Source organism: Micromonospora sp. CNZ280 (assembly GCF_011759515.1).
The window spans coordinates 667501-691935 of sequence record NZ_JAAOYP010000001.1; the positions used below are offsets into that span (position 1 = coordinate 667501).

The following is a 24435-nucleotide window of genomic DNA, read 5'->3' on the forward strand; positions in this document are numbered from 1 at the left end:
ACCTTGTTGAACAATCATCCCAGCAACAAAAAGTGTTGCCAAAGGAATCCCCACCAACCAACCCCCCCGAAGAAGAGTCAGCCAGCACGGGGCAATAAATCAAATTGGCACTGGCTTATCAAGCACCCTGTTGAGTTCTCAAAGAACAACCACACACCAGCCGAAATCCCATATCCTGGGACACCGTCCGGGGCAACCTCTCCAACCTACCCGGAGCGTCCCGCGCCGTCAATCTCGGGTCTGAGATGATCAGCTTGGTTCGTTCCGGACCCACGTCGACGCACGCCGTTCCCGGCGGTCGTTTCTGTCGTGGGAAGCCCGCAGACCGGCCGATCGCCGCTTCGCGGCCATCCGCCCGGCTCCTGCCGGCTTCAGCACTCTACCCGGTCGGTTTCGCGATCGCAACCCCGTCTTTCCCGGAGTCACCCGCACCGCCCGATCCCAGTCTCGCTCGGCGTTTCCGCCACGAGCCTGGCGCCCGTTGTCGGCCGGTTTGTCCGGCCTCCCGCGTGCAGAGAGAAAGTTACGCGGGCAGTCCGCAGAAGGCAAATCAGCCCTCGTTGATGCCTCGACCCGGGGCCGTTGCCCGGTGTGCCAGGCGGTCCGCGCGGTGGACGGCTTGGCCACCACCCCACCGCGCCCTGCTTCCTGCAGCTGCAGGAAGCCACCGCCGAGAATCGGATGTTCGTACGGCGCGCGGCAACCGCGGGCGGCCGTGACGTGCCAGAGTGTCTGGCATGGATGACGTGTCCCGGCCCCCGGCGACGGTGCTTGCCGAGGAGGCGCTGCTCGGGCTGCTGCTGCCGTTCTGGCAGCTGGTCATCGGCGCCTTCGTGCTCTTCGTCGTCCTGGTCTCGGTGGCCCGGCTGGCCCGGCGCGGGCCGTCCCGGATGAGTACCGCCCTGCTCGTCACGGCGGCGGCGATCGCCGGCTTCGCACTGGTGGGGGTACTGCTGCAGGGGTGACGGCGGTCAGAGCCGGCGGTTGGCCAGGCTCGGCAGTTCGGCGCGGATGGTCCGCAGCCGCTCCAGGTCGAGGTCCGCGACGACGAAGCCGGGGCCGTCCGGCACCTGGCTGAGCACGGTCCCCCAGGGGTCGATCACCATGCTGCGCCCGAAGCAGGTGCGGCCCGGCTCGTGGTCGCCGGTCTGACCGGCCGCGGCGACGAAACACTGGTTCTCGATGGCCCGGGCGCGCAGCAGCACCTCCCAGTGGTCCCGCCCGGTGTGCATCATGAACGCCGCCGGCACCACCAGCAGCTGCGCCCCACCCTCGGTGGCGAGTTGCCGGTACAGCTCGGGGAAGCGCAGGTCGTAGCAGATCGACAGCCCCACCCGGAGCCCTTCGACGTCGACCACCACCGGCTGGTCGCCCGGCGCCACGGTGGCCGACTCGAGGTACGACACCCGGCCGGGGATCTCCACGTCGTAGAGATGGATCTTGCGGTAGCTGGCGGCGAGCGCACCGGAGCGGTCGAACACCAGGGAGGTGTTCCAGGTGTGCGCCGGGTCGGGGCCGGCCTCGTGGAAGGAGCCGGCGATCAGCCAGACGCCCAGCCGCCGGGCGACGTCGGCGAAGAAGGAACCGACCTCGCCGTCGACCGGTTCCGGCTCGGGTAGCCCGGCCGCCGGGCCCAGGTAGTCGACGTACTCGGGCAGGATCGCCAGATCCGCGCCGGCGGCCGCCGCGCGCTCCACCAGTGCCGCCGCGGCGGCAAGGTTGGTCTTCCGGTCGTCGCGGGCGTTGAGCTGGCAGACGGCGACACGCATGGCCCTCAGCGTACGGGTGGGAGCGCCGCCGCGACAGCGTCGGCCAGCGCGGGCGGGTGGTCGGCGACGCCCTCGCTGGACAGGGGCGTCGGCGGCCGGTGGATCAGGCGGACTTCTCCTCGCGGTCCCGCCGGGCGCGCCGGCCGGTGAACTCGCGCGGGACGATGGTCGGGTTGACGTTCTCCAGGACGACCTCGCGGGTGATCAGCACCCGGGCCGCGTCCGGGTTGCTGGGCACCTCGTACATCGTGGAGAGCAAAACCTCCTCGATGATGGCCCGCAGCCCTCGGGCGCCCGTCCCCCGCAGCATGGCCTGGTCGGCGATCGCCTCCAGCGCCGGCTGGTCGAACTCCAGCTCGACCCCGTCCAGCTCGAAGAGACGCTGGTACTGCCGAACCAGGGCGTTGCGCGGCTCGGTGAGGATGCGTACCAGCGCCTGCCGGTCGAGGCTGCGCACGTTGGTGATCACTGGAAGCCGGCCGACGAACTCGGGGATCAGGCCGAATTTCAGCATGTCCTCCGGCATGACCTGGCCGAAGATGTCGTCGGTCGAGCGCTCGGAGACCGAGCGGAGGCGCGCGCCGAAGCCGGTGCCGCCCTGACCGGTGCGGGACTCGATGATCTGATCGAGGCCGGCGAACGCGCCACCGCAGATGAACAGCACGTTGGTGGTGTCGATCTGGATGAACTCCTGGTGCGGGTGCTTACGCCCACCCTGCGGCGGCACGTTGGCCACCGTGCCTTCCAGGATCTTCAGCAGCGCCTGCTGGACGCCCTCGCCGGAGACGTCGCGGGTGATCGACGGGTTCTCCGACTTACGGGCGATCTTGTCGACCTCGTCGATGTAGATGATGCCGGTCTCGGCGCGCTTGATGTCGTAGTCGGCGGCCTGGATCAGCTTGAGGAGGATGTTCTCCACGTCCTCGCCGACGTAGCCGGCCTCGGTGAGCGCGGTGGCGTCGGCGATGGCGAACGGGACGTTCAGCATCCGCGCCAGGGTCTGCGCCAGGTGGGTCTTGCCGCAGCCGGTCGGGCCGATCAGCAGGATGTTGGACTTGGCCAGCTCGACGGCGTCGCTGCCGGAGCCCGGCGCGCCGGCCGCCTCGGCCTGGATCCGCTTGTAGTGGTTGTAGACCGCGACGGAGAGCGCCTTCTTGGCCTGGTCCTGCCCGACGACGTAGTTGTCGAGGAACTGGCAGATCTCCATCGGCTTGGGAAGCCCTTCCCACTTCACCTCGCCGGACTCGGCCAGCTCCTCTTCGATGATCTCGTTACAGAGATCGATGCACTCGTCGCAGATGTAGACCCCGGGGCCCGCGATGAGCTTCTTGACCTGCTTCTGCGACTTGCCGCAGAAGGAGCACTTCAGTAGGTCGCCGCCGTCACCGATCCGTGCCACCTACGTTCTCCCTGCACTCATCGGCCGGAACCCCGGCCCTGACCTGCGGACGCTGTGCTCCGTCCGTCTCCTTCACCCCGCCGGATCCACCGGCGAAGCGGCACAGACCCGACGTTACCCGCTGGCGGGGCTTTCTCCGACCCCCAAAACGGGTGTGTCAAAGGTCGGCCGGGGGCGAACCCCGACCGACCTCCGACCCGGTACCGGTCAGCTGGCGGCGTTCGCGGCCAGCAGCCCCTTCTTGCGACTGGTCAGGATCGTGTCGACCAGCCCGTACTCGCGGGACTCCTCGGCCGTCATGATCTTGTCACGGTCGATGTCCTTGCGGACCTTCTCGATCGGCTGGTTGCAGTGCCGGGAGAGCATCTCCTCCAGCTGGGTCCGCATCCGCAGGATCTCCCGGGCCTGGATCTCGATGTCCGAGCCCTGCCCGTAGCCGCCCTCGGTGGCCGGCTGGTGGATGATGATCCGGGAGTTCGGCAGCGCCATCCGCTTGCCCGGGGTGCCCGCGGAGAGCAGCACCGCCGCCGCGCTGGCGGCCTGGCCCAGGCAGACCGTCTGGATGTCCGGCCGGACGTACTGCATGGTGTCGTAGATCGCCGTCATGGCGGTGAACGAGCCACCCGGCGAGTTGATGTACATGATGATGTCGCGGTCCGGGTCGGTGCCCTCGAGCGTCAGCAGCTGCGCCATCACGTCGTTGGCCGACGCGTCGTCCACCTGGACGCCGAGGAAGATGATCCGGTCCTCGAAGAGCTTGTTGTACGGGTTCGACTCCTTGACCCCGTACGACGTGCGCTCGACGAACGACGGCAGGACGTAGCGGTTGTGCACGGCCGCGAACTGGGGCGGCAGGCTCAGATCGGTCATCGTCAGCTCCTCAGCTCAGGGTCCCGGCGCCATCCGGAACCTGAGCGGCCCCGATGATCACCTTGTCGATGAAGCCGTAGTCCATGGCCTCCTGGGCGGTGAACCAGCGGTCGCGGTCCGAATCCGCCTCGATCTGCGCCTGGCTCTGGCCGGTGTGGTGGGCGACCCGCTCCTGGAACATCCGCTTGGTGTAGAGCATCTGCTCCGCCTGGATGGCGATGTCCGACGCGGTGCCGCCCAGGCCGCCGGAGGGCTGGTGCATCATGATCCGCGCGTGCGGCAGGGCGTAGCGCTTGCCCTTGGTGCCGGCGCAGAGCAGCAGCTGGCCCATGGAGGCCGCCATGCCCATGGCGACGGTCGACACGTCGTTGTCGATGAACTGCATGGTGTCGTAGATCGCCATGCCGGAGTAGACCGAGCCACCCGGCGAGTTGATCCAGAGGTTGATGTCGCGGTCCGGGTCCTCCGCGGCGAGCAGCAGCAGCTGCGCGCAGATGCGGTTGGCGACCTGGTCGGTCACCTCACTGCCCAGGAAGATGATCCGCTCCTTGAGCAACCGGTTGTAGACCGAGTCGTCGAGGTTGCCAATGTTGTCGCCACCGCGGGCCTCGATCGCCCGGAGCGGCTTCGCTGGGATGTGCATGTCGGTCATGGCAGCCCTTCGCTCTCCGTACCGTCCTACCCGACACTAACCGCTCGACCGGGCCGCAGAGTCCCGGTCGGGGCACTGTTCGCTCTCAGCGCAGCTGCGCCGAACACGTACCCCGGAAAGGGTTTCGGCCGCCGTCCACCGCAAGCGGCGGACGGCGGCCTCCGCCTCGTCGATCAGTGCTCGTGGTCGTGCTCGGCCTCGTTCGCGGCGCGCAGCGCGTCGAGCGTCACCTCGTTGCCGGCGGTGTCGGTGATCTTGATCCGCTCCATGACCGAGGCCAGCGCCTTGCCGCGCCGGACGTCGCCGAAGACCGCGCCGGCCGCGCCGGAGCGGACCAGCTGGTCGTAGTACTGCTGCGGAGCCATCCCGGCGCGCTGGGCCCGGTGCACGATCTCGTGGCCGAACTCGTCGTCGGAGACCTGGACGTCCTCGGCGTCGGCGAGGGTGTCCAGCAGCAGCTGGATCTTGACGCCCTGGGTCGCCGCCTCGGTCAGCTCGGTGTCGATCTGCTCCTCGGTCTTCTCCTCGGCCGCGAGGTACTCCTCCAGCGAGGCGCCGATCCGCTCGAGCTGGTCGACCATCGCCTGCTTGCGGCTCTCGACCTCCTCGCGGACGACCCCCTCCGGCGCCGGCACGTCGGCGGCCTCGACCAGCTGCTCGAGGGCCTTGTCCCGGGCGGCGTAGATCTGCTCGACCCGCTTGCCCCGGCTGACCCGCTCGCGCAGGTCGTCGCGGAGCTCCTGCATGGTGTCGAACTCGCTCGCCATCTGGGCGAACTCGTCGTTGAGCTCCGGCAGCTCCTTCTCCTTGACGGTGCGCACGGTCACCGCCACCTCCGCGTCGCGGCCGGCGAAGTCGCCGCCGACGAGCTGGGTGGTGAAGGTGGTGCTCTCGCCGGCGGCCAGGCCGACGACGGCCTCGTCCAGGCCCGGCAGCAGCTGCTTGCTGCCCACCTCGTGGGAGATGTTGCTCGCCGAACCGCCCGGCACGTCCTCGCCGTCGACGGTCGCGTTCAGGTCGATCTGGACGTAGTCGCCCTCCTGGGCGGCCCGCTCGACGGTCTTGAGGGTGGCGAACCGCTCGCGCAGGTTCTTCACCTGCTCCTCGATCTCGCTGTCGTCGATCTGCAGCTCGTCGACGGTCACCTCGACGGTGGACAGGTCCGGCAGGGTGATCTCCGGCCGGACGTCGACCTCGGCGGTGAAGTTCAGCGAGTCGCCGTCGTTGAACTCGGTGATCTCGACCTCGGGGCGACCGAGCGTCTTCAGGTCGTGCTCGCGGACCGCGGCGAGGATGTTCTGCGGGATGGCCTCCTGCACCGCCTCGTTCAGGACGGTGCCCCGGCCCACCCGCTGGTCGATCACGGCGGCCGGCACCTTGCCGCGGCGGAAGCCGGGAACCTGGACCTGCTGGCCGATCTCCCGGTACGCCTTCTTGAGGCTCGGCTCGAGCTCGACGAACGGCACCTCGATGGCGAGCCGCACGCGCGTCGGGCTCAGAGTCTCGACGGTGCTCTTCACAGGCGTACTCCTTGACGGATCTCGGTTTGAGTCTGGGCGCAATTGGCCCATCGAGTGTAGGCGAGCCGGCCGGGAGTACCGGCAGCGCCCGGGCACCGCACGAACGGCGGGCCCGGTGGCACCGGCCGCGGACGACAGTCGGGGTGGCGGGATTTGAACCCACGGCCCCTCGCTCCCAAAGCGAGTGCGCTACCAAGCTGCGCCACACCCCGTGGCGACGAGAAGTGTATGCCGTCGTGCCCCACCGGACGTGTCGGGTCCTCCCCCAAACCGCCGAACGCATACCAACCGGACACCCGGCCCGCGCCGCCCCGGGTGCCGCGCTGCCCCTGGGCGCGGGGCGCGGCGACTACGGATCTTGGCGATCGGCGCGCCCGGTACACGGCTGCGCGTCGGGGGAGCGGATTGGGTACGCTGTCGGCGCGCCCCGTGCTGTCGGGGCGTACGCGGGCGTAGCTCAATGGCAGAGCTTCAGTCTTCCAAACTGACGGTGCGGGTTCGATTCCCGTCGCCCGCTCCACGACGAGGCGCGTTCACCTGCCCCGTGCCGGGGCTGCTCGGTAACCCGGTGGCGCGGCCGAGGGCTGGTCACGATGATCGAGTTCGTGCTTGCCGACCTGTGGCCCCTGTATGGCCTGACCGTCTCCACGCCACGACTTGAGCTGCGCCTGCCCCGCGAGGAGGAGCTGGCGGCACTCGCTCACCTCGCCGGCAACGGCGTCCACCGCGCAGACGAACGTCCGTTCCTGACGCCGTGGACCGACGGCACTGCCGAGGATCGGGCGCGGTTCGTGCTGCAGGGTCACTGGAGCCAGCTCGGCGGGTGGAGCGTGGCAGCCTGGCGACTCGGGCTCGGGGTCTTCCGGGACGGAGAGCCCCTGGGCGTCGTCACGCTCCGAGCCCGCGACTTCCCGGTGGTTCGGGAGGTCACGACCTCCGCCTGGCTGGGCATCGCGCACCAGGGCAGGGGCTACGGGACCGAAGCCCGCGTCGGTCTGCTCACGCTGGCGTTCGACCACCTCGACGCGCGGGCCGCGCTCACCGAGGTGTTCCAGGACAACCACGCCTCGCAGGGCGTCTCCCGCAAGCTCGGCTACCAGCCCGACGGCATCTCCGTCGACGCCCGCGGCGAGGAGGCCGTCGTGTCCGACCGCCTGCGGCTCACCAGGGAGAAGTGGGCTCAGCAGCGGCGGCTGGTGGCGAGGGTCGACGGGCTGTCGGCCTGCCGTCCGATGTTCGGCCTCTGACGGGCCCGCTCCCGCTGGAGCGCCACCCGTCCGGGAAGGCTGGACGGTCCACGACCCGGGCCGCGGTCAGTCGCTCGGCAGGTCGCGGCGGACGGCGATGACCGCGCCCGCACATGCCAGGACGGTCCAGGCCGCGGCGATCATGAGACTCCGGTGGGCGCCGGCGCCGGCGCCCAGGAAGGCGGAGAACGGCAGCGGCGCCTCCAGCCTGCCGAGCAGGCCCTCGACGAAGACGAACCATCCCGCGTAGCCCAGGAACAGCCAACTGGGCCGACGGACGATCGCCGCGTTGGCGGCAGCGAACACCGCCAGGATCGGCACCATCGTCAGGATGTCCTGGTAGCGGGCCGCTCCACCGCTGACGACCACCGAGACGCCACTGATCGCCGCGAACCCGGCTGGGCCGGATCGTCGCCACCCGGTGCAGCTCACTGCCCACCAGCGCGATCATCCGGCCGCCAGGTCGAGGAAGATCTGTTCAAGGTTCGGCGTGTCGACGGTCAACTCGTAGATCGGCACCCGCGCGTCGAAGGCGATCTCCCCCGCGTCCTCCGAGGACAGCCCCACCACTTCCAGGGTGTGTCCGTCGGTGGTGACCCGAGCGCCGGAACTCTCGAGTGCCTGCCACAGCCGCCGGGGGTCGGGTTGACCAGGTCCCGGAACCTCCGGTTGTTGATCAACGCCGCGCCGGCGGTCGGCCGGGTCAGACCGAGCAGCATCCGCAGAGGGTCGTCTTGCCCGCGCCGTTGAGCCCGAGGAACCCGGTCACCCTGCCGGGTCTGGCGGAGAAGCTGACGCCGTCCACGACCCGGACCCCGCCGTACTCCTTGGTGAGCTCGACGGCCTGGATCACGGCTGGGCGAACCGCAGGTGCCGGCGCTGGCGGAGCCGGACCGCGGCGGCCACGGCGACCAGCACGGTGAGCGCGACCGCGAACGTGGTCCCCTGGGTCAGGCCGCGGGCGAGGTAGCCGCCGTCGGTGTGGTCGATGGCGTACGTGCCGATCTCGCGGCTGAACCAGAACGGCAGCGCCCGGGTCGCGGTGTCGGCCGGGTCCATCACCATCTGCAGGCCGACGATCGTCAGCAGCACCAGTGTGCCCTCCAGCTCGCGGGGCAGCGCGGCGCTGAGCAGCAGGCCGAACGGGGTGGCGACGGCCACCGTCAACGCCATGATGAGGGCGATCGCGCCGTACCGGACGTCGTGCTGGTCGACCAGGATCAGCACGAAGTACGGCGCGGACAGCAGCACACCGACCGTCCACAGGGCGAGCAACCGCCCGAGCACCAGGTGCAGGCTGCCGTAGCCGGACAGTCGCAGCCGGGGTTCCATCCCGCGCGCCGCGCTGCCGGCGAAGAGCGCGGCGGTGCTCAACGCCCAGCCCAGCCCGAGGCAGACGAACCGGATCGACTGGCCGAGGTGGTCGCCGCGGCGGCTGAGGTAGAAGGCCAGCGGCAACAGCAGCAGGATGAGCAGCACGGAGCGGCGGCGCAGCAGTTCGCGCAGCGCGCTCTCGGCCACCACGAGGATCTTGGTCATGCGCGGGGCTCCCGGGCGGCGGTCAGGTCGAGCACGATGTCGACGCGGTCCAGTTGGTTGAGCAGGTGGGTGACGACGACGATCGCCTTGCCGGCGTCGCGCCACCGCCACACCTCGTGCCAGAAGTCGAGATAGGTCCCCCGGTCGAAACCCTGGTACGGCTCGTCGAGCAGCAGCACGTCCGGTTCACCGAGCTGGGCCAGCACCAGGTTCAGCTTCTGGCGCGTACCGCCGGAGAGGTGCCGCGCCTGAGTGCCGGCCGGCGGCGCCCAGTCCAGCACGGCGGCGCCGGCCCGGCCGGCCTGCCGGGCGGCGGCCCGGTTCAGGCCACGGCCCGCGCCGACCAGCACGAAGTGCTCGTCCGGGTCGAGGAACTCGGCGGTGCCCCCGTCCTGCGGGCAGTAGCCGAGCGTGCCGTGCACCCGCACCGTGCCGGCGTCCGGGCTCAGCAGGCCGGCGCAGATCCGCAGGAAGGTGCTCTTGCCGGCCCCGTTGGCGCCGACCACGGCGGCGATCTCCCCCGCCCGGACGGTGAGGTCGACCCGGTCCAGGACGGTCCGTCCCCGGTAGCGCTTGCTGATGCCCTGGGCGGCGAGCCGGACCGGGCCCGGCTGCCGGCGGGGTGGGCGCTGGTCGGGGCCGCCGAGACTGTCCGCGACCGCCCGGGCGTACACGTCGGGCGGCCCGAAGACCCGCAGCGGCGGTTCCCCGCTCTCATGCAGGTGGGTGGCGGCCTCGGCGACGACGTGTCCGGCCAGGTCGGGCCCGACGCCGTGCCGGCGCAGCTCGCCGGTGAGGGCGGCAAGCCAGGCGTTGTGGTTCACCGGTTCGGCTCCTCGTGCAGTATCGTGCCGACGCTCGCGGCGAAGGCGGCCCAGTCGATGGCGGCCGTACGCAACGCCGCGCTGCCGGCCGGGCTGATCCGGTAGTACTTGCGGGCCGGGCCGGTCTCGCCCTCCCGCCAGTGCGCGGTGACCAGGCCCGAGCGCTGCAACCGCAGCAGCACCGGGTAGAGCGTGCCGCCCTGCACGGCGCCGAGCCCACTGGCCTTCAGCGCCTGCGACAACTCGTAGCCGTAGGACTCCCCCCGGCTGAGCAGCCCGAGGACGCAGAGGTCGAGCACCCCGCGCAACCACTGCGCCCGCCGTTCCTGGTTCACCCGGCGCCGCCCCGACCCGCTGGAAAGATCACGCGGACAACCTAGCGCCGCCATCTAGCTAGCGCAACAACCTAGTTCGCGACGCGACCGCCGGCGACGTGGCAGCGCTGGTGGCGGCCACCGCCCGCACCCCGGCGGGGATCCGCGCGCTGGGCAGCCTCGCCCCGTTGCTCTCCATCGCCGTCTGCTGCACCGACGCGATCGGCTACGACCCGGCCGGTGACCGGTTCCCCTGGCGGGAACGGATGCGGCGGGAGACCCTCGTCGGGCTGCTCGACCGCCTCTCCGGGCAGTTGCCGGAGGCGGAGGTGGCGGTCTACGACGGTCGGGCCTGGTTGATGACCGCGGCCTCGACCTGCCGATGTTCGCCGCCGTCGGGCTCGGCGTCGCGATGGCCGACGGGCACCCGGGGGTGCTCGCCGCGGCCGGCGACAGCACCGGCGGCGTCGACCAGGACGGGTTCGCCGACTGGCCGCGCCGCGAGCGGGTGATCGGCCCGGAGGCCTGACCTGCGGACCGGTACGCCGGTGGCCCGGCCGCCGGACGCGACCGGGCCACCGACGACCGGACGGTCAGCCGCCGAGACTGGCCGCGGCCGACGCGATGGCCGAGGCGAAGGTGCTCACCTGGGTGTAGACACCGGGGTAGTTGGGTCGGGCGCAGCCGTAGCCCCAGCTGACGATGCCGACCTGGATCCAGGCGTTGGTCGCGTCCCGGCGGAACATCGGGCCGCCGGAGTCGCCCTGGCAGGTGTCCACACCGCCGCTGGCGTAGCCGGCGCAGATCTCCTCGCTCGGGATGATGTCGCCGCCGTAGTAGTTGTCGCAGGTGGTGTCGTCGACGAAGGGGACGGTCGCCTTCAGCAGGTAGCGCTGCTGCGGGCCGCCCTCCCGGGCCGCGCCCCAGCCGGCGACGGTGAAGGTGCCGTTGTCGTACGCCGTGGTGTTGGCGATCTTCAGGGTGCTGAGCGAGGTGACCGGGGTGGCGAGCCGGATCAGTGCCCAGTCCTTGCCGGCGCCGTTGTAGCCCGGCGCCCGGTAGACGTAGTTGGACCGGACCTGGATCCGGCTCGACGACTGGAGGTCCACCACGCCGAGGGTGGCGGTGATGCTGGTGTTGGTGCCGGTGCGGCCGACGCAGTGCGCCGCGGTGAGCACCAGCCGCGGGCTGTAGAGCGACCCGCCGCAGCCCATCGAGAGCCGGACCATGAACGGGAACTCACCCTGCGCGGCCCGGGTCCCGCCGACGACGTACGGGGTCATGCCGTCGTCCGGCGCCGCGTTGGCCGGCACGGGCGCCACGAACGTTCCGGCGGTGACCACCGCCAACACGGCCGCCATCCGGCCGACGAGTCTGCGCCAACGCACCATGGGTCCCTCCAAGCCTCGACGGCGCGGCTCGTGACCACGCCGTAGCTGTGATGGCGGGAGCGTACGCAAGTTCATCGATAAATGGCAATGTATGGATTCCATCCCGGCTCGGTCATACGACGGCCCGGCGCGTCGGGCCGACCGGCCGACCCGGTGGCGGCGCGGGCTGCGTACCATGCGGGACCGGGCATCCCCTCGTCCCGCGCGGAGGTATCGGCAGATGGCAGGCCAGCACGAGGGGTACGCCCTCGGCGTCGACCTGGGCACGTCGAACACGGTGGCGGTGCTCCGCCGCCCGGACGGGCAGACCCGCCCGCTGCTGCTGGACGGCCAGCCGATCATCCCCTCCGGCGTGTACGCCGACGCGGACGGGGTGCTGCACGCCGGCCGCGACGCCCAGCGGCTCGCCCGCACCGAGCCGAGCCGGTACGAGCCGCACCCGAAGCGCCGGATCGACGAACCCGCAGTGGCCGTGGGCGACCGGCGCTATCCCCCGGCGGAGCTGCTGGCCGCGACCCTGCACGCGGTGGCCCGGGCAGCGGTCGAGGCGGTCGGCTTCCTGCCCCCGGCGGTGCTCACCTGCCCGGCGACCTGGGAGGCGCCGCGCCGCCAGGTGCTCAGCGACGCGCTGGCGCTGGCCGGGTGGCCGTCCGCGGCTGAGCACACCATGTCCGGCCCCACCCCGCCCGGGACCCGGCTGCTGCGCGAACCGGTGGCCGCCGCCCGCTACTACACCCAGGTGCTGCGCCGGCCCGTGCCGGTCGGCGGCACCGTCGCGGTCTTCGACTTCGGCGCCGGCACCCTGGACGTCGCCGTGCTGCGCAACGAAGGCGCCGACCCGTGGGGCGACTCGGGATTCACCGTGGTGGCCGCGGGCGGCGCCGCGGACCTCGGCGGCCTGGACGTGGACGCGGCCCTGTTCGCCCGGCTCGGCGAACTGGTCGCGAGCGCGCATCCGGACCGCTGGGCGACGCTGACCCGGCCGGAGTCGACGACCCAGTGGCGGGACCGCCACCAGCTCTGGGAGAACGTCCGGGGCGCCAAGGAGATGCTGTCCCGGGCCACCGTCGCGCCGGTCGCCGTACCGGGGGTGGAGGCGGCGGTCCCGCTCACCCGGGACGACCTGGAGCGGGTGGCCACCCCGCTGCTGCGCCGGGGGGTTGCGGTCACCCGCGAGGTGCTCGACACGGCCGGCCTGCACCCGCAGCAGCTCGCCGGTCTCTTCCTGGTCGGCGGCGCCACCCGGACCCCGCTGGTGGCCCGGTTGCTGCACGCCGAACTCGGGGTGGCGCCGACGGTGCTGGAGCAGCCTGAGCTGCCGGTGGCCGAGGGCGCGCTGACCGACCTGCCGCTGCCCCGCCCGGCCCGGGTGGCGGCCGGCTTTGGCGCGCCCGCGGCCGTCGCGCCGCCGCCCGTCCCGGCCCCGCCACCAGCCGCGCCGGCGCCCGTCCCGGCCCCGGGCGACGGGCCAACTGTGCCCGCGGCGGCCCCGACGCAGGCCACCCCGGCCGCACCGCACCCGGTCAGCCCCGCCGCGCCACCACAGGTCCCGGCCGACTCGGCGCCGGCCCAGCAGGGCCTCGCGGCGACGCCGAGCCATGCCCCGACAGCACCGGCCGTCGCGGCGGCACCCAGCGCGGCCGGTGCACCGCCCGCGGCCACGCTGGTCGGCCCGCCCCCGCCGCCCGCCACGCTCCCCGAGTCGCGGCCGCCGGCCGCCGGGCCGCCCGGCGCGCTTCCGGTCGGGCCGGGCGCGCCGCCGCCGGGCTGGCCGGGCGTACCCGTCTCCGCCGCGCCGCTGTCACCGCCGCCCGGCCGCCCGGGCCTCTTCCGGCCCCGGGCGGTGTGGATCACGCTCGGTGCCGTGCTCGCGCTCGCCGGCGTCTCCGTCGCGGCGGTGCTGTACCTGACCCGGGACCGCTACCCGGCCCTGGAGTGGCAGAACCCGGTCACCGAGGTCGAGCGGATCGCCGCCGGGCAGGAGCGCCCGACGGACATGTTCACCGCGGTCCTCGGCGACCACGGCTACCTCGCCCACCCGCTGCCGGACGGCCGGCTGGAGGTGGTCGCGATCGACACCCGCACCGGCGGGGAGAAGTGGCGCCGGCAGGTCGGGGCATCCACCCAGCGGTGGGAGCGGATCGTCGCCCTGCCGGGGGCGGTAGCGGTCTTCGCCGACGCCACCTCCTCCGACACCCCGCGGGACCTGATCGTCCTCGACGGCGCGTCCGGCGACCGGCGGTGGGACGAGCCGATCCGGGGCGACGACGACGTGCTCTTCGCCGAGAACGTCGCGGTGCTGGTCGACCGCACCCTGGACCGGCTGGTCGGGCTGCGGCTGGACGACGGGGCCGAGGCCTGGGCCCTGCCCAACCCGCGCGACGAGTACGACGGCGCCCGCACCACCGTCCACCGGGTCACCACCGACGAGGCGCTCGGCGGGCCGGCGTACCCCAACGGCACCCCGCGGGACCCGTGGCGGGGCGACGCCCGCCGGATCGTGCAGGTCGGCGCTGACCGCTCGGTACGGCTGATCGACACCGACACCCGGGCCGTGATCCGCACCCGCGCCGGGGCGGCCGACCTCGACGACCTGGTGATGGCGCACGGCGACCGGCTCTACGTGGCCGCCGACGAGTCGCGTTACCAGGTCTTGGCGTACGACCTGACCAGCGACGCGAAGCCGGAGCTGCTCTACACCGCCGGCGACGGACGGCGGCCGGAGGCGCTGGTGCCCTGCGGCGAACGGCGGGTCTGCCTGCTCGAGGTGGCCGGCGGCGACGCGAAGACCACCGAGGTGGTGGCGGTCACCGAGGAGCGGGTGGAGCGCTGGCCGGCGCCGCAGGCGACCGTGCTGGTGCCGCTCGGCGAGCACGTGCTGGCCCGGCGCACCTCGCCGGAGTCGGCCGGCACGCTGTTCGGTCCGGACGGCCCGACGGCGCTGAAGGACCGGGACGGGGTGGCCGTCCGGATCAACGCGGGCAACCTGCTCGTCTTCGCCGACCGGCTCAGCTCCGTCGAGGACGACCGCAGCGTCGCCGGGGTGCCGGTCAGCTCGGGCAAGGTGGTCGAGCTGGGCCAGCTCAAGGACGTCCGGAGCGACACCTGCTCGTGGAACACCGCCGTGGTGGTCTGCGGCGCGGACAAGGACTACGTGCTCTACCGGTTCGCCAAGCAGTAGCCCGAAACCGCCGCCGGCCACCCGCGCCGGCCGCCCGTTTGCGGCACGGCGGCTCCCACTGAGCCATCGATCAGCGACCCGGCCGGTGCGCCCGGCCACGGATGATCCGCGGCCGGCCGGGTAAGCAGCGGCCGTCCTGGTGGAGAGACGACCTCGGTCGCGGCACCCGCGACCGGACGCCCCGGGCGGGCGGCGGCAGGCCGGCCGGTCCGGGGCGTACCGGGGGGATCAGTTGTTGGTGATCCAGTTCCAGGCCGACACGACCCACTCGGTCTGCTGCAGGTAGGCGACGCCGAGGCCGGCCAGGAAGACCGCGGTCACCAGGTGCGCGCCGCGGGCGCTGCGGCGTACCCGGCCGAGTTGCCGCTCCAGCACCACCCGGCCGAGCAGCCGGGCGAGCGCGAAGAGCCCGGCCGCCACCAGCAGGCTCAGCACGAAGATCAGGAACGGGCCGGTCAGGTCGCCGCCGCCGGAGATCGCCCAGATGCCCCAGCAGACGAAGGCGAAGAGCACGCCGGCCGCGCTCCACTCGCCGCCGCGCCGCAACTGCGCCAGGTGCCAGCTCATCGGCCGCCGTGGCGAAGGCCCGCCCGGCCAGCCGGTGCCGGTCGGCTCCTCGACGACCGGGAACGGCTCGGTGCGCGGCGTACGCGGCCGGCCGACCGACGCCACCCCCGGCCGGAACGCGTCGCGCTGCGAGGGCACCCCGACGCCGGGCTGCGGCGGCACCGCGACACCCGGCTGCGGCGGCACCTCGACGGTCCGCTCCGCCCACGGCTGCGTCTGGTCTGCCATCTCGTCCCCTCCCCTGGACCGGCGGCGGCCCACCGGTCGCCGTCCCGGTTTCGAGGGTAGCCAGCCGGCAAATCGGTCGCCCCTGGTGGCCAGCGCCACCGCCTTCACCCGCCGGCTGACCGTGCCGGGCGGCACCGTGCCGGCCGCCCACGTCAGCATGGTCGGGGTGGTGCCGACCCACCGCCGCCGCTTGCCTGCTCACCTCGCTGATGCACCACCAGGCTGGCACCGCGCCCCGGCCGCCATGGAGGTGTTCTGACTCACGGGACGGTACGGTCGGCTGATGGGGGACGCGGAACGACGGCGGCTCGGCGACGCGGAACCACGCCGGCGCCGGCTCAGGCACCAGCCGGGCGGCGAGGCGACGGGGGGCGCCGACGGCCCGAGCGCGACCACCGCCGGGGTGCACGACGGCGGCGACCCGCCGCGCGGGCGGCGGGGTGGCCCGCCCGAGGACCGCGAGGGTGAGCGGGGGCTGCGCGGCCTGGTCGGTTCCGGCTCGTCCCAGGTGAGCGTCACCGCCGCGATGCGGGCCCGGGACGCCGCCCGGCCGAGCGAGGCGGACCTGGCCGAGGCCGAGGAGCGCGTGGTGATCGTCCGCCGCAACTGGGTGCCCCGGGAGGACCTGCCCCGCCGCTGAGCCGGTGGCTCACCGCGCCGGCGGGAACGCCGTGGCCGGGGGCGCGGCCGGGCCGCGCCCCCGGCGGGCAGCGTCAGGCCGGCAGGGCGGGCAGGGTCCGGGTGCGCTCGTACTCGGCCATCTGGGCGACCCGCCGGGAGTGCCGCTCGTTGCCGGAGAACGGGGTGGCGAGGAACGCCTCGACGATGGCGGTCGCGTCGGCCAGGGTGTGCTGCCGGGCGCCGACGGCGACGATGTTCGCGTCGTTGTGCTCGCGGGCCAGTTGTGCGGTCTCGATGTTCCAGGCGAGCGCGGCCCGGACCCCGGCGACCTTGTTGGCGGCGATCTGCTCGCCGTTGCCGGAGCCACCGATCACCACGCCGAGGCTGCCCGCGTCGGCCACCACCCGGTCACCGGTGTGCAGGCAGAACGCCGGGTAGTCGTCGTCCGGGTCGAAGGCGTGCGGGCCGACGTCGACCACGTCGTAGCCCTGCGTGGCCAGGTGGTTGGCCAGGTGCACCTTCAACTCGAAACCGGCGTGGTCGGATCCCAGGTAGACGCGCATACCGCGCAGTCTGTCAGGCCGTCGCCGCCGAACGCCGCGCGGGCGGCGTCCGGGGGCGGATTCGTCACAGCTCAGCCGGCCAGCTCGGCGGCCACCAGGCCACCGCGCGCCTTCGGGGTGAACCAGGTGCTCTTGCGCGGCATCTTCTCCCGGGCGAGGTTCACCGCCACGAAGTCGTCCACGGTCACCGGGGCGATCAGCACGGCCAACTCGGCCCGGCCGGCGTCGACCTCGCCGGTGAGCCAGCTCGCCGGATAGTCGCCGCCGACGTAGGTGATCCGCTTGTCGCCCGGGTCCAGCCCGAGCGCGTCGCGCAGCAGCAGCCGCTCGACCAGGGCGTGGTCGAGGTTCTCCAGCCGGCCGCCGCCGGTCCGCGGCAGCGTCACCGCGTACCCCTGGCCGGGAAGCCGGAGTCCGACGGTGCCGCCGGCCGCCGGAACCTCGACCGGGCCGTCGATCGGGGTGACCTGCGCGCCGGCGGCGCGCAGCCGGTCGAGCAGCTCGTCCGGCGTGGTGGTCAGCTCGCTGACCAGCCGGTTGTAGGGCTGGATGGCCACCGACGCGGGCGTGGTGACCACGGCCAGGAAGCGCGGCAGCCCGCCGGTCTGGGCGGCCAGGCTGCGGTGGTTGCCGTCGGCGACGACCAGTTCGCCGCCGCCGGCCAGCGCGGTCAGCTCGTCCTGCTCCGGCCCCGGGCCGACCAGCCAGATGGCGTGCGTGCGCCCGGCCTGGTCGGTGTCGGTGGCGGCCGGCGCCCCGGCCGTCTCGGTCGCCGCCACGAGCGCGGCGTGCAGCTCGTCGCCCCGCCCGGTCTGCAGCAGCAGTACGGGCGAGAGCAGGTGACCCAGCGCCTCGGCCAGTGCCACCCGCTCCCGCACCTTGGCGATGAAGACGTCCTCGTTGCGGATCACCAGACCGGGCTCGCCGGCCCGGGTGGAGATCTGGTCGGTGTCCACCATCGCGAAGAGCCCGTACGCCGGCTCCTCCCCCGGCGCGCTGATCCGGTAGAGCACCACGACCTGCTCGGCGGGGGTGTAGCTGCCGTCCGCCTTGGCCTCGGCGAGCCGGGCGACCGCGTCCGGCAGCGCGTCGAGGAAGGACTTCCCGAGGCTCTCCGGCGCCCGGTGCGGCATCTCGATGCCGAGGGCACTGTGCGGGTTCGCCTCGATGATCGCGGTGATCTCCGCGTCGTCGGCGAACTCGTCGTAGTTCTGCGCGCCGGTGCCGCCAGTGGTGATCCAGGCCCGGGCGATCGGATGCACGACCGTCATGACCGCTGACGCTACCCGGGGCGGACCGGCCCGCGACCGCGGACCCGCACGGCGTCCACCAGACGGCCAGCGGTGGCCCGGTCAGTCGGCGCGCTCCGCCGAGCCGGCCTGGCGGCGGTGCCGGCCGGCCGGGACCGGCCGGCGGTGGGTGGTGGACGCGGCGTGTGGACCCCGGCGACCGCCCACCGGGCTGCCCTGCCCGCTCTGCGACGTCGGCCGGCTCTGCCCGCCGACCGGATCCGCCGGGCCGATCGGCGCGCCCGGTGGCGCGGGCACCGCCGGCCGGATGGGCGCGGCCGACGCGGGCCGGGTGGCCACCAGCGGCGCGGGCCGGTCGGCGGCGGGCGGGGTCAGCCGGGAGGTCGCCGGCACCCGGGCCACACCGACCACGATCGGCGGGGCGAGCAGGTCCACCACGTCCGGGGGAAGGTCGGGCCGGAGCGCCGGCCAGCGGGAGTCGTCGACCGACCAGTACGCCGCGTCGGGGCTGTCGGCCACCTCCTCACCGCTCGGGGAATCGTCAACGGACGCACGGTGCTTGGCCATCGGGATGCCTCCACGAGCTGCGGGGTGCGGCCCTGCGGGTCGCTGCGGCGGACATGGAGGCCAACGAGCCCCGCACCACCCCGGTGACGCCCCACCCACACCCCGCCCGCCTGGCCGCGCCCCGGCGGGTGGGATCAGTCGAAGATGGGGTCGAGGTCGCGGGAGCGCTTCAGCTCGAAGAAGCCGGGGGTCGCCGAGACCAGCAGGACGCCGTCCCAGAGGCGGCCGGCCGCCTCGCCCTTCGGTGCCGGGGTGACCACCGGGCCGAAGAAGGCGACCTGGCCGCCGTCCGGGCCCGGGGCGTGGATGACCGGGGTGCCGACGTCGGTGCCGACCGGCCGCATGCCCGCCTCGTGGCTGGCCCGCAGCGCCTCGTCGTACCCGGTGCCGCCGGCCACCTCGGCCAGCGCCGGGTCCAGCCCGGCGTCGGTCAGCGCGGCGGCGTACAGCTCCGGCCCGAGGTTCTGCTTGCCGAGGTGGATCCGGGTGCCGAGGGCGGTGTAGAGCTTGCGCAGCACCTCCGAGCCGTAGCGCTGCTCCGCGGCGATGCAGACCCGCACCGGACCCCAGCCGGTCCGCATCAGCTCCTGGTACTCCTCGGGCAGGTCGCGCCCCTCGTTGAGCACCGACAGGCTCATCACGTGGAAGCGGATGTCCACGTCCCGGACCTGTTCGACCTCCAGCAGCCAACGGGAGGTGATCCAGGCCCACGGGCAGATGGGGTCGAACCACATGTCGACGGCGGCACGCTCGGTCACGGTGAGGTCCCTTCACGACGGGTGACACCGGGGTTCCGGCGCCTCACCCCCGATCCTCGCCCCCGGTGCCGCGGCGCGGTACCGGAACGAGAGCGTGACCTCGACCACCGCGGACCGGCGGTGCATGCAAGACTCGGATCCGACCGGCCGCCACGAGCGGCCGGCGGACGGGCGCCGCCGCGGCGTACGGCGAGAGTGGGATGGAGACGAACGTGCCGGGAGTGCGCAACCTGACGCAGGTCGAGGCGACCGAGCGGGCCCGCCTGCTCGACGTGACCGGGTATGACATCAGTCTGGACCTGTCGAGCGCCGTCCAGGCGGCCGAGGGCCGCACCTTCCGATCGACCACCGAGGTCCGGTTCCGCTGCGCCGAGCCGGGCGCGAGCACCTTCATCGAGGTGGCCGCCGACTCGGTGCGCTCGGCGACGCTGAACGGCGCCCCGGTCGACCTGGGCGACTGGTCCGCCGAGAAGGGCCTGACGCTGTCCGGGCTGGACGGCGAGAACGTCCTGGTGGTCGACGCCGACTTCGCGTACTCCAACAGCGGGCAGGGGCTGCACCGCACGGTCGACCCGGTCGACGGCGAGACCTACCTCTACAGCCAGTTCGAGACGGCCGACGCGCAGCGGGTCTTCGCCTGCTTCGACCAGCCCGACCTGAAGAGCGTCTACACCTGGCGCGCCACCGTGCCGGGGCACTGGCGGGTCGTGTCGAACATGCCGGTGGCGCGCGAGGAGCCGGCCGGCGAGGGCCTGAAGACCGTCCACTTCGCCGAGTCCGCCCGGATGAGCACCTACATCACCGCGCTCTGCGCCGGCCCGTACCACGAGGTGCGGGACAGCCACGACGGGATCGAGCTGGGGGTGTTCTGCCGGGCGTCGATGGCGCAGTACCTCGACGCCGACGACCTCTTCCTGGTCACCAAGCAGGGCTTCGACTTCTTCCACGAGAAGTTCGGCGTCCGCTACCCGCTGCCCAAGTACGACCAGCTCTGGGTGCCCGACTTCAACGCCGGCGCGATGGAGAACTTCGGCTGCGTCACGCACGCCGAGTCGCACTACATCTTCCGCTCGCAGGTCACCGACTTCGAGTACGAGCAGCGCGCGAACACGATCCTGCACGAGCTGGCGCACATGTGGTTCGGTGACCTGGTCACCATGCGCTGGTGGAACGACCTGTGGCTGAACGAGTCGTTCGCCGAGTGGGCCAGCCACTGGTGCAACACGCACGCCACCCGGTTCCAGGACGCGTGGACGACCTTCCTGTCCATCCGGAAGAACTGGGGCTACCGGCAGGACCAGCTCTCCTCCACCCACCCGGTCTACTGCGAGATGCCGGACCTGGAGGCGGTCGAGGTCAACTTCGACGGCATCACGTACGCCAAGGGCGCCAGCGTGCTCAAGCAGTTGGTCGCGTACGTGGGCGAGGAGCCGTTCCTGGCCGGCCTGCGGACGTACTTCGAGAAGCACGCCTGGGGCAACGCCACCTTCGACGACCTGCTCTCCGAGCTGGAGACGGCCTCCGGCCGGGAACTGCGCAAGTTCGCCGCCCAGTGGCTGGAGACCGCGCAGGTCAACACGCTGCGCCCGGAGGTGGCGATCGACCCGGACGGCGCGTACCAGCAGGTGGTGGTCCGGCAGGAGGCACCGGCCGGGCACCCGACGCTGCGCACCCACCGGATCGGGGTGGGCCTCTACGACCTCGCCGACGGCCGGCTGGTGCGCCGCCAGCGGCTCGAGGTGGACGTGACCGGCGAGCGGACCGAGCTGACCGAGCTGCGCGGGGTGCGCGCCGCCGACGTGCTGCTGCTCAACGACGACGACCTCACCTACACCAAGCTGCGGCTGGACGAGCGGTCCATGGCCACCGTGGTGCAGCACATCGCCGGCCTGGAGTCGTCGCTGGCCCGCGCGCTCTGCTGGACGGCCGCCTGGGACATGACCCGGGACGCCGAACTGGCCGCCCGCGACTACGTGGCGCTGGTGCTGGCCGGGCTGCCCGCCGAGACCGACATCAACCTGGTCACCGCGACGCTGCGGCAGGCCACCACCACGCTCACCTTCTACGCCGACCCGGCCTGGGCGCCGACCGGCTGGGCCGAGCTGGCCCGTACCGCCCGGGCGGCGCTGGCCGCCGCGGAGCCGGGCAGCGGATTCCAGCTCGCCTGGGCCCGGGCGTACGCCTCGGCGGCCCGCTCCGCGGAGGACCTGGCCACGCTGCGCGGCTGGCTGGCGGGCAGCGAGGTGCCGACCGGCCTCACCGTCGACACCGAACTGCGCTGGGCGGTGCTCGGTGCGCTGGTGGCCAACGGCGCGGCCGGCCCGGCCGAGATCGAGGCCGAGCTGGCCGCCGACCGCACGGCCAGCGGCGAGCGGGAGGCCGCGTACGCGCACGCGCTGGTGCCGACGGCGGCGAACAAGGCCGCCGTCTGGGCGCAGCTGACCGGCCCGGAGGCGCTGCCGAACTGGCGGCACCGGGCGCTGCTGCAGGGCCTGACCCACCCGGCGCAGGTCGAGCTGGTCGCGCCCTACCGGGAGAAGTACTTCGCTGCGGTGGGCCAGGTGTGGGCCAGCCGGGACAGCGAGCCGGCCCAGGAGTTCACGCAGCTGGCGTACCCGGCGTACCTGGTCGAGGACGACACGGTGGCGGCCACCGACGCCTGGCTGGCGCAGGAGGGCCACCCGGGCCCGCTGCGCCGGCTGGTCGCCGAGGGCCGCGACGGCGTGGTCCGCGCCCTCAAGGCGCGCGCCAAGGACGCCCGGAGCGCCTGAGCCGGCGTGACCGGCCCGAGGCGTACACCGGTCGAGCGGGATACCTCAGAGTCATCGATATGACGCTGAGGTATCACCCGCAACGGCCCGTGTGCCGAGCCGCTCACCCGGTCCGCCGACGCGACGAAGCCCGGCCCGCGTGGGACGCGGACCGGGCTTCGTCGTACGGATGGGCTCAGCCCTTGCCGGCGTGGCTGGCGAGCTGGTCCAGGCCGTTGATGATGCCGCCGGCCAGGTCGCCGCCGCCGAACGCCGCGACCATGGAGAGCGCCGCCAGCTTGGCGTACGTGTCCGGGATGCGCTTGCGGGCGTACCGGCCGGTGACGATCTCCAGCTGGCGTTGGTTGGGCGAGATCGCGATCAGCACCGACTTGTCGGGCTCGGCGAGCTGGCGGTGCAGCCGCTCGGCGTGCTCGCGGATCGGCTCGTCGAGACCGCCGACGAAGACCGAGAAGACCAGGCCCGTGTTCTGGTCGGCCAGCCGGAGCGCCTCGTCGATGCGCAGCAGCTGCCGGGTCGAGAACGGCCCGTCCAGCACCTCGGGCGGGCTGCCCGGCCCGGCCTGCTTCTCACCAACGGTCACTTGCGCCTCCGGTTCCACCGGCCGGCGCCATCTCGCCGGCCTGCTCCTGCTTGCGGCTGGTCAGCGCCGGCGCCTGGGCGCCCGCTGCCAGGGCGGTGCCGGCCGAGTCGGCCAGCTGCTCCGGACGGGCCAGGAACCAGACCGGAGTGAAGTCGAAGGGCCGACCCGGCCGGTAGCGCTTGGCGCCGCCACCGCCGCCACGGCTACCGGCGTACGCCAGACCGGCGATCACCAGCACCGTGGCCGCCGGGATGCCGACGAAGACCAGCAACGTCTCGGTAACAGACAATCCCAACGCCCCCAGGCGGAAAGAGAGACCAGAGCATCCGGGTCGGGTGGACGATCATGGCGCCGACCGCCCGACTCCGCTGCCATTCACGTTAGCGGAGCCGACGGCCCGCCAGATTGCGGGGTGGCGATCCCACCCGCCACTGGAGTTCTCCAGTTGCGCAGCCGTGGCGATCAGCCGCGCGTCGTCACCGTACCGGCCGGTCAACAGCACCCCGACCGGCAGTCCCTCGGCGGTCACGCCCACCGGCAGTGATACGGACGGATCGCCGGTGACGTTGAAGATGGCGCAGTACGGCGAGAACCGGCGTTGCCGGTCGAAGTCCTCGGCCGGGTCGCCGCCCTCGGCGAACCAGCCCACCGGCGCCTGCGGCGCGGCGAGGGTGGGGCAGAGCAGCAGGTCGCAGCCGGCGGTGCGGTGCACGCCGAGGCGTACCTGCGCCTGGAGCTCGCCGAGCGTGGTGGTGAGGGTGGCGGCGGAGATCTCCGCGCCCCGGGCCCGCAGGTGGCGGGTCAGCGGCAGCAGCCGGCTCTCCAGCTCCGGCGGCACCGGGGCGAGCGCCAGCACGTACCAGACGATCTCGAAGAGTGGCCACGCCGCCGGCCCGAGCGGCGACGGCACCTCGACCACCTCGTGCCCGGCGGCGGTCAGCAGCGCGGCGGCCCGGTCCACGACGGCCACGCAGTCGGGGTGGACCGGCTCGTCGGCGAGCATCGGGGCGGTGAACCGGCCGATCCGCAGCCGGCCGGGGGCGGCCTGCCGGGCGGCGGCCAGGTAGCCGCCGGCGGGCGGCAACGGCGGCAGGTACGGCTCCCCCGGCACCGGCTGCGCCAGCACGTCGAGCAGCGCCGCCACGTCGGCCACGGTCCGCCCGATCGGTCCGCTGGTCGGCAGCCCGAACGCGCCGAAGCCGAGCGGGCCGCCGGAGACCAGCCCGCGGCTGGGCTTGTAGCCGATCAGGCCGCACAGCGACGCCGGGATGCGCAGCGAGCCACCGCCGTCGGAGCCTTGCGCCACCGGCACCAGGCCGGCCGCCACCGCCGCGGCCGCGCCGCCGCTGGAGCCGCCCGCGGTGTACGCCAGGTTCCACGGGTTGCGGGCCGGCGGCGCGACCAGCCCCTCGGAGTAGAGCGAACAGCCCAGCTCGGAGGTGGTGGTCTTGCCGAGGCTGATCAGGCCGGCGGCGCGCATGAAGCGGACCACGTCGGCGTCGACCGGGGGCACGAAGTCGGCGAAGGCGGCCGACCCGAAGGTGGTCCGCACACCGGCGGTGAGGGTGAGGTCCTTGATCGCGGTCGGTACGCCGTGCAGCGGCCCCCGCCGTTCGGCCGGCGCCGCGTCGGCGGCCCGGGCGGCCGTCCGGGCCAGCTCCGCCGTCACGGTGACGAACGCCCCGACCGTGTCGCCGAGCGCGACGACCCGGTGCAGGTGGTGCTCGACGAGTTCCACGCTGGACAGCTCGCCGCCGGCGATGGCGGCGGCCTGCTCCAGCGCGGTCAGGTCGTGCGGCTCGGCCATCCCCTCATCCTGCC

Annotated in this window: 25 protein-coding genes, 2 tRNA genes and 1 pseudogene; 8 read left to right on the forward strand and 20 right to left on the reverse strand. The window is 73.2% G+C overall.

Annotation, left to right across the window (positions count from 1 at the left end; all coding sequences use genetic code 11):
* Positions 1–737 precede the first annotated feature (737 nt).
* Positions 738–965, forward strand: coding sequence for a hypothetical protein (locus FHX32_RS03125; protein ID WP_167179285.1), 228 nt, complete (start codon positions 738–740; stop codon positions 963–965).
* A 6-nt stretch (positions 966–971) separates the two neighbouring features.
* On the opposite strand, the gene FHX32_RS03130 is transcribed toward FHX32_RS03125, so the two are convergent.
* The 6 genes from FHX32_RS03130 to FHX32_RS03155 form a co-directional block, all read right to left on the reverse strand.
* Entirely contained in the window at positions 972–1769 is a 798-nt protein-coding gene (locus tag FHX32_RS03130; RefSeq protein WP_167179287.1) for a carbon-nitrogen hydrolase family protein, read from the reverse strand.
* Between the two features lie 103 nt (positions 1770–1872).
* Positions 1873–3168, reverse strand: coding sequence for an ATP-dependent Clp protease ATP-binding subunit ClpX (gene clpX / locus FHX32_RS03135; RefSeq protein ID WP_167179289.1), 1296 nt, complete (start codon positions 3166–3168; stop codon positions 1873–1875).
* 207 nt (positions 3169–3375) lie between these two features.
* Positions 3376–4038 (reverse strand): ATP-dependent Clp protease proteolytic subunit, encoded by a 663-nt coding sequence (locus FHX32_RS03140; protein WP_088992362.1) that lies wholly within the window; start codon positions 4036–4038, stop codon positions 3376–3378.
* A 10-nt stretch (positions 4039–4048) separates the two neighbouring features.
* Complete coding sequence (locus FHX32_RS03145; protein WP_088992361.1) at positions 4049–4690, reverse strand: ATP-dependent Clp protease proteolytic subunit; 642 nt, start codon at positions 4688–4690, stop codon at positions 4049–4051.
* Positions 4691–4863: 173 nt separating this feature from the next.
* Positions 4864–6210 carry a trigger factor gene (gene tig, locus FHX32_RS03150; protein ID WP_167179291.1) on the reverse strand — a complete coding sequence of 449 codons (1347 nt, stop codon included), beginning with the start codon at positions 6208–6210 and terminating at the stop codon, positions 4864–4866.
* Between the two features lie 138 nt (positions 6211–6348).
* Positions 6349–6422: transfer RNA gene (locus tag FHX32_RS03155), tRNA-Pro, on the reverse strand.
* Positions 6423–6656: 234 nt separating this feature from the next.
* Here FHX32_RS03155 and FHX32_RS03160 point away from each other — a divergent pair.
* Positions 6657–6730, forward strand: a tRNA-Gly gene (locus FHX32_RS03160).
* A gap of 73 nt (positions 6731–6803) precedes the next feature.
* Positions 6804–7457 (forward strand): GNAT family N-acetyltransferase, encoded by a 654-nt coding sequence (locus FHX32_RS03165; RefSeq protein ID WP_167179293.1) that lies wholly within the window; start codon positions 6804–6806, stop codon positions 7455–7457.
* 66 nt (positions 7458–7523) lie between these two features.
* Here the strand turns inward: FHX32_RS03165 and FHX32_RS03170 are convergent, their stop codons facing one another.
* From FHX32_RS03170 to FHX32_RS03190, 5 genes are all read right to left on the reverse strand, one after another.
* Positions 7524–7889, reverse strand: coding sequence for a hypothetical protein (locus FHX32_RS03170; RefSeq protein ID WP_208417924.1), 366 nt, complete (start codon positions 7887–7889; stop codon positions 7524–7526).
* A 271-nt stretch (positions 7890–8160) separates the two neighbouring features.
* Positions 8161–8310 (reverse strand): ATP-binding cassette domain-containing protein, encoded by a 150-nt coding sequence (locus FHX32_RS34385; protein WP_208417925.1) that lies wholly within the window; start codon positions 8308–8310, stop codon positions 8161–8163.
* Complete coding sequence (locus FHX32_RS03180; RefSeq protein ID WP_167179297.1) at positions 8307–8996, reverse strand: ABC transporter permease; 690 nt, start codon at positions 8994–8996, stop codon at positions 8307–8309. Before FHX32_RS03180 ends, FHX32_RS34385 begins: the two co-directional genes overlap by 4 nt.
* Positions 8993–9820 (reverse strand): ATP-binding cassette domain-containing protein, encoded by an 828-nt coding sequence (locus FHX32_RS03185; RefSeq protein ID WP_167179299.1) that lies wholly within the window; start codon positions 9818–9820, stop codon positions 8993–8995. The genes FHX32_RS03180 and FHX32_RS03185 overlap by 4 nt, the downstream gene beginning before the upstream one ends.
* Positions 9817–10155 (reverse strand): PadR family transcriptional regulator, encoded by a 339-nt coding sequence (locus FHX32_RS03190; RefSeq protein ID WP_167179301.1) that lies wholly within the window; start codon positions 10153–10155, stop codon positions 9817–9819. Before FHX32_RS03190 ends, FHX32_RS03185 begins: the two co-directional genes overlap by 4 nt.
* Before the next feature lie 361 nt (positions 10156–10516).
* Between FHX32_RS03190 and FHX32_RS03195 the strand changes: the two genes are divergently transcribed.
* Positions 10517–10663: an HAD hydrolase family protein gene (locus FHX32_RS03195; RefSeq protein ID WP_167179303.1), complete on the forward strand. Its 147-nt coding sequence runs from the start codon at positions 10517–10519 to the stop codon at positions 10661–10663.
* Positions 10664–10727: 64 nt separating this feature from the next.
* Here the strand turns inward: FHX32_RS03195 and FHX32_RS03200 are convergent, their stop codons facing one another.
* Complete coding sequence (locus FHX32_RS03200) at positions 10728–11525, reverse strand: serine protease (RefSeq protein WP_167179305.1); 798 nt, start codon at positions 11523–11525, stop codon at positions 10728–10730.
* Between the two features lie 220 nt (positions 11526–11745).
* On the opposite strand from FHX32_RS03200, the gene FHX32_RS03205 reads away from it, so the two are divergent.
* Positions 11746–14706: an Hsp70 family protein gene (locus FHX32_RS03205; RefSeq protein ID WP_167179307.1), complete on the forward strand. Its 2961-nt coding sequence runs from the start codon at positions 11746–11748 to the stop codon at positions 14704–14706.
* A gap of 228 nt (positions 14707–14934) precedes the next feature.
* On the opposite strand, the gene FHX32_RS03210 is transcribed toward FHX32_RS03205, so the two are convergent.
* Entirely contained in the window at positions 14935–15501 is a 567-nt protein-coding gene (locus FHX32_RS03210) for a cation:proton antiporter family protein (RefSeq protein ID WP_167179309.1), read from the reverse strand.
* 82 nt (positions 15502–15583) lie between these two features.
* Here FHX32_RS03210 and FHX32_RS34855 point away from each other — a divergent pair.
* Both FHX32_RS34855 and FHX32_RS03220 read left to right on the forward strand, forming a co-directional pair.
* Positions 15584–15722, forward strand: a pseudogene (locus FHX32_RS34855) (GNAT family N-acetyltransferase); the annotation flags it as partial.
* A 62-nt stretch (positions 15723–15784) separates the two neighbouring features.
* A complete protein-coding gene (locus tag FHX32_RS03220; protein WP_167179311.1) occupies positions 15785–16141 on the forward strand; it encodes a hypothetical protein in 357 nt (118 codons plus the stop codon).
* A gap of 73 nt (positions 16142–16214) precedes the next feature.
* Here FHX32_RS03220 and FHX32_RS03225 read toward each other — a convergent pair whose 3' ends face one another.
* From FHX32_RS03225 to FHX32_RS03240, 4 genes are all read right to left on the reverse strand, one after another.
* Entirely contained in the window at positions 16215–16685 is a 471-nt protein-coding gene (locus FHX32_RS03225; protein WP_167179313.1) for a ribose-5-phosphate isomerase, read from the reverse strand.
* 71 nt (positions 16686–16756) lie between these two features.
* Positions 16757–17956: a DUF1015 family protein gene (locus tag FHX32_RS03230; protein WP_167179315.1), complete on the reverse strand. Its 1200-nt coding sequence runs from the start codon at positions 17954–17956 to the stop codon at positions 16757–16759.
* Positions 17957–18037: 81 nt separating this feature from the next.
* Positions 18038–18502: a hypothetical protein gene (locus FHX32_RS03235; protein WP_167179316.1), complete on the reverse strand. Its 465-nt coding sequence runs from the start codon at positions 18500–18502 to the stop codon at positions 18038–18040.
* A gap of 134 nt (positions 18503–18636) precedes the next feature.
* The gene (locus FHX32_RS03240) at positions 18637–19236 is read right to left on the reverse strand and encodes a DsbA family protein (protein WP_208418252.1); all 600 of its coding nucleotides are present in this window, start codon (positions 19234–19236) and stop codon (positions 18637–18639) included.
* Between the two features lie 245 nt (positions 19237–19481).
* Here FHX32_RS03240 and pepN point away from each other — a divergent pair, with 245 nt between their 5' ends.
* On the forward strand, positions 19482–22031 hold the full coding sequence (pepN, locus tag FHX32_RS03245; protein ID WP_167182149.1) for an aminopeptidase N: 2550 nt from the start codon (positions 19482–19484) through the stop codon (positions 22029–22031).
* A gap of 175 nt (positions 22032–22206) precedes the next feature.
* On the opposite strand, the gene FHX32_RS03250 is transcribed toward pepN, so the two are convergent.
* Genes FHX32_RS03250 through FHX32_RS03260 form a run of 3 tightly spaced genes read right to left on the reverse strand, consistent with a single transcriptional unit; the run spans position 22207 to position 24421 of the window.
* Complete coding sequence (locus FHX32_RS03250; protein ID WP_167179320.1) at positions 22207–22614, reverse strand: DUF5130 family protein; 408 nt, start codon at positions 22612–22614, stop codon at positions 22207–22209.
* Positions 22601–22909 carry an aa3-type cytochrome oxidase subunit CtaJ gene (gene ctaJ / locus FHX32_RS03255; protein ID WP_486480890.1) on the reverse strand — a complete coding sequence of 103 codons (309 nt, stop codon included), beginning with the start codon at positions 22907–22909 and terminating at the stop codon, positions 22601–22603. Before ctaJ ends, FHX32_RS03250 begins: the two co-directional genes overlap by 14 nt.
* Before the next feature lie 48 nt (positions 22910–22957).
* Complete coding sequence (locus FHX32_RS03260; protein WP_167179322.1) at positions 22958–24421, reverse strand: amidase; 1464 nt, start codon at positions 24419–24421, stop codon at positions 22958–22960.
* Positions 24422–24435: the final 14 nt, after the last annotated feature.